The sequence below is a fragment of the Streptomyces longisporoflavus genome (genome assembly GCF_014649775.1).
GTDB lineage: Bacteria > Actinomycetota > Actinomycetes > Streptomycetales > Streptomycetaceae > Streptomyces > Streptomyces longisporoflavus.
Genome location: NZ_BMTR01000089.1, coordinates 1 through 3,560, shown reverse-complemented (window position 1 = coordinate 3,560; position 3,560 = coordinate 1). Strand labels below are relative to the sequence as shown.

General features: G+C 69.6%; 3 protein-coding genes. All 3 read left to right on the top strand.

Annotated features, from left to right (window positions below; all coding sequences use genetic code 11):
• Positions 1–569 precede the first annotated feature (569 nt).
• From IE226_RS43425 to IE226_RS43415, 3 genes are read left to right on the top strand one after another with little or no spacing between them, the layout of a single operon-like run.
• Positions 570–1,580: a DUF6192 family protein gene (locus IE226_RS43425; RefSeq protein WP_229871982.1), complete on the top strand. Its 1,011-nt coding sequence runs from the start codon at positions 570–572 to the stop codon at positions 1,578–1,580.
• Between the two features lie 3 nt (positions 1,581–1,583).
• Positions 1,584–2,009 (top strand): hypothetical protein, encoded by a 426-nt coding sequence (locus IE226_RS44770; protein ID WP_229871981.1) that lies wholly within the window; start codon positions 1,584–1,586, stop codon positions 2,007–2,009.
• Positions 2,010–2,022: 13 nt separating this feature from the next.
• Positions 2,023–2,895 carry an IS5 family transposase gene (locus tag IE226_RS43415; RefSeq protein ID WP_190087056.1) on the top strand — a complete coding sequence of 291 codons (873 nt, stop codon included), beginning with the start codon at positions 2,023–2,025 and terminating at the stop codon, positions 2,893–2,895.
• The last annotated feature ends 665 nt before the right edge of the window (positions 2,896–3,560 follow it).

The window sequence follows — 3,560 nt, the reverse complement described above, 5'->3', positions numbered from 1 at the left end:
AGTAGTTGTCTTTGAACTCTGGCCGTGAGGTATCGGCGGTTGGATGATCTGCTGTGTGGGGGTTGGCGGGACGGTCCGGCGGTATTGCCGGGAGTGTGGTGATCCGTTGCCGGTGACGATGGCGTCGGGGGCGGTGTTTTGTTCAAGTCGGTGCAGGTCGCGGCGGTGGCGGAGGATGCGCCGGACCCGGTTGCGGGTGGCTGCGATACAGCGGGGTGAGCAGGCGGTGTGTCCGGTGTGCGGTCGGTCGTGGACGGTGGGGGTGGAGCGGGCGAGGTCGGCGGTGTACTGCTCAGACCGGTGCCGGGTGCGGGCCTGCCGGCAGCGGCGGGCGTCGCGTTTTGGTGTTGCGGAAACGCCGTAGGCGAACGCCTCGCCCGCACCTTCAACACCCCGCGTTTTTCACGGGTGTTGAGCCCCTCGGGCGGGTGCTTCCAGTGCTCCCGGCTCGCGCTCTGTCTGCGCCGGGTGGGCTCGCGCGAGGGTGGTCGGTGACCGGGGCCGGTGCCCCTTTCGACCGGTCGCATCCTGGGCGGCCGGGCCGGGCCCCGGTGAGGGCGGTGGTCGTCATGACCGAGGTGACAGACCGGGTCGGGAACGTCACCCGGCAGCGTTACGAACAGCTCGTCGCGCAGGCCAAGGACCTGATCGCACAGGTCGCCCGCGCCCAGTTCTCCCTAGGTGACATGGCCTTGGAGATCGAGCCGATGCGCCCGGTGGGCGGTTCGATGCCCAACGGCACGGAGGACCTGTTCACTGTCGCGGAGTCATTGCAGATCTTCGCGGACGATGTCGGCGTGGAGCGGAGCACGGTGGAGGACTGGCGCTACACCGCCAACCGGTGGCCCAAGGACAAGCGCAAGGAGGGGGTCTCCTTCACCGTTCACCGGATCCTGGCCTCGGTCGCGGATGAGGACGAGCGGTGGGCGGCGATCGAGGACGCGCCGTTCAACCCGCGCACCGGAGCCAGGCAGTGGACGCCCGATGGCGCCAAGCGCGTGGTCGGCCAGCGGGTCGACCGCCCGGTCACGCTGGATGAGAAGGTCGCAGCCGTCGCCGATCTGACCCGGGACGACGAGGTCGCCGCCCAGGTCGCCACCGACCTGCTGAAGCGGCCCAAGGTGACCGAGCACGTCACCCCGGCCGAGAAGATGCGGGTGGTCACCGAGCTGACCCGCGACGAGGCCACCGCCCAGGAAGTCACCCGCGACCTGCTGCGCCGGCCGACCGTGGCCCGCTCGACGATGCGCGACGACACCACGCGCATGCTGGTCAACCGCGCCCAGTTCGACAACACCGCCGAGAGCCGCGAGAAGATCCGCGAGCGGGTCCCGGCCGTCCGCAAGATCGAACACACCCTTGAGTACGCCGACCTCGTGGGGTCCTGCCACGGCTTCGTGGCCACCCTGGGGCGGCTGGTCCCCAAAATGCGCGGCCAGCAGTTCACCGACGACGAGCGCGACACCGTCCGGCACCAGCTGGCACGGGTCCGTGCCGCGGCGGACTGGCTGGAGGGGGCACTCGATCACGGCGAGTTCACCCTGGACGAGCAGCTGACCCAGCTGTTGAAGGGCGAGTAGGCCATGGGGCGGCGCCCGGCGGCGCGGCCGCTGTCCGAGCACTACGGCGACCTGGTCCGCGTCGCGCTGATGGAGGCCAGACCCGCGGGCCTGCACACCTACCAGCTCATGTCCGCCACCCGCATCACCCGTTCCCAGGTCGCCCGGGGAGTGCGCCATCTGCGTGACGTCGGGGCGGCCGAGCACCTGACTCCGATCATCTGGCGGCGCAAGGACGGCTACATGTTCTCCGATGACCCCGCGGACTGGATCGAGTACGAGAAGAAGCAACTGGCCCAGATCCTGGGACGGCTGGCCCGGATGATCACGGGGACGCTCGACCCCCACCTGGCCCGTTACCCCGATGATGAGTGGGCCCAGCTGGTCACCGACCAGCTCACCGGCGTCCGCTCCACCCTCGCCCAGCTCTCCAAGCAGTCCCGCTCCTGACACGAGTCCTGCGATGCCGACCACGGCCCGTCACCGGCCCCGCCGCTATCCCTCCGACACCACGATCGCCGAATGGGCTCTGCTCGAACCGCTGTTGCCCATCGAGGCATGCCAGACCAAGACCGGCGGGCACCCCGAGAAGTGGCCCCGTCGGCAGGTCGTGGACGCGATCCGCTACCTCGTCGACAATGGGGCGAAATGGAGGTCCCTGCCGGCGGATTTCCCTCCGTGGCAGACCGTCTACGGATTTTTTGCGCGATGGAACCGGGCCGGGCTGGTCACCTTCATCCGTGACCAGCTGCGGCGCCACATCCGCACGGGCAAGGGCCGCTGCCCGTTCCCGGTGACGTTGATTGTCGACTCGCAGTCGGTGAAGGCGGCCTCCACCGTTGGCCGGGACAGCCGCGGCTATGACGCGGGGAAAAAGATCAATGGGCGCAAGAGACATCTCGTGGTCGACACGCTGGGCCTGCCCGTGATGATCACGGTGACGGCGGGCGACGTCCGCGACGAGATCATCGCCCGGGACCTGCTCTGGCGCCTGCGGCTCACTCATCCGCAGATCACCCAGGTCTGGGCGGATTCCGCCTACGCCCGCGACCTGCTGCCTGCCTGGACCGCGGACCAGTTGTGGTTGTCGCTGCGGCCCGTGCTGCGGCCCAAGGGCACCCGCGGTTTCGTCGTGCTGCCCCGCCGTTGGAAGGTCGAACGTTCACTCGGTTGGATCATGAACGCCCGCCGCAACGCGCGAGACTACGAACGACTTCCCCAGCACGCCGAAGCCCACCTGAACTGGGCATTCATCACCCTCATGACCCGGCGCCTGACCCGCAAAGGGCCCCGCACCCCGAGCTGGACGAAGAAGCCGCGGCCCACCGACAGCTGAACCCCCAACCCCCGGTGCTGCCACCCCCCGCCTAGCGGCGGCTCTCCAAGCGGCCTGACCAGGACTGCGCTACCGATCACCCTGGCTGCCCCTCTACTCTCGATCCAGAGGACCGAGCTGCGGCCCGGCGTCAGGCTCCCAGCCCCCGGGCCGTGTCGTCTTCGTGAGGCCAGCTGGAGCCGCATCGCCGACAACGCGGCTCCAGCCCCTTGCCCTCCAGACGGCGGCGGGGCAACTCCCGCGGCCCTGCCACCCGGAGGGCACCTCGCGCGAGGCCCGACCGAGGGGGAGCCTCGGTGCCTCGCGCACCCGGCCGCCGCCGCACACCGGCGGCGGCCGGAGACAAGAAGCGTCCCACCGCTACTGCCCCTTTGTCCGCGCGATGCCAGGTTCGGGCCGCCACGTCCCGTGGGTGCCGGCGCATTCCCGCGACGCCGGCACCCACGGTCGGACTGCACCGGCCTCGGAGGGGAGCTCGACAGGGCCGGAACGTCCTACCCCCTACCCTCCTCCCCTAACCGGGCGCAGAACGGGCCGGGACAGCGCATTTCCCCTACGCCAGGCACGCATACGCCGCACTTTCACCCCTCTTGACTCTCTTCACCACCCACGACCAGCGGTGACTACCCACCGAAGGGCGACGAGGAAGAGAAACAACTACTCAG

Coding starts and splice junctions, on each gene's coding strand:
- IE226_RS43415 (WP_190087056.1), top strand. CDS start 2,023: ATGCCGACCACGGCCCGTCACCGGCCCCGCCGCTATCCCTCCGACACC.
- IE226_RS43425 (WP_229871982.1), top strand. CDS start 570: ATGACCGAGGTGACAGACCGGGTCGGGAACGTCACCCGGCAGCGTTAC.
- IE226_RS44770 (WP_229871981.1), top strand. CDS start 1,584: ATGGGGCGGCGCCCGGCGGCGCGGCCGCTGTCCGAGCACTACGGCGAC.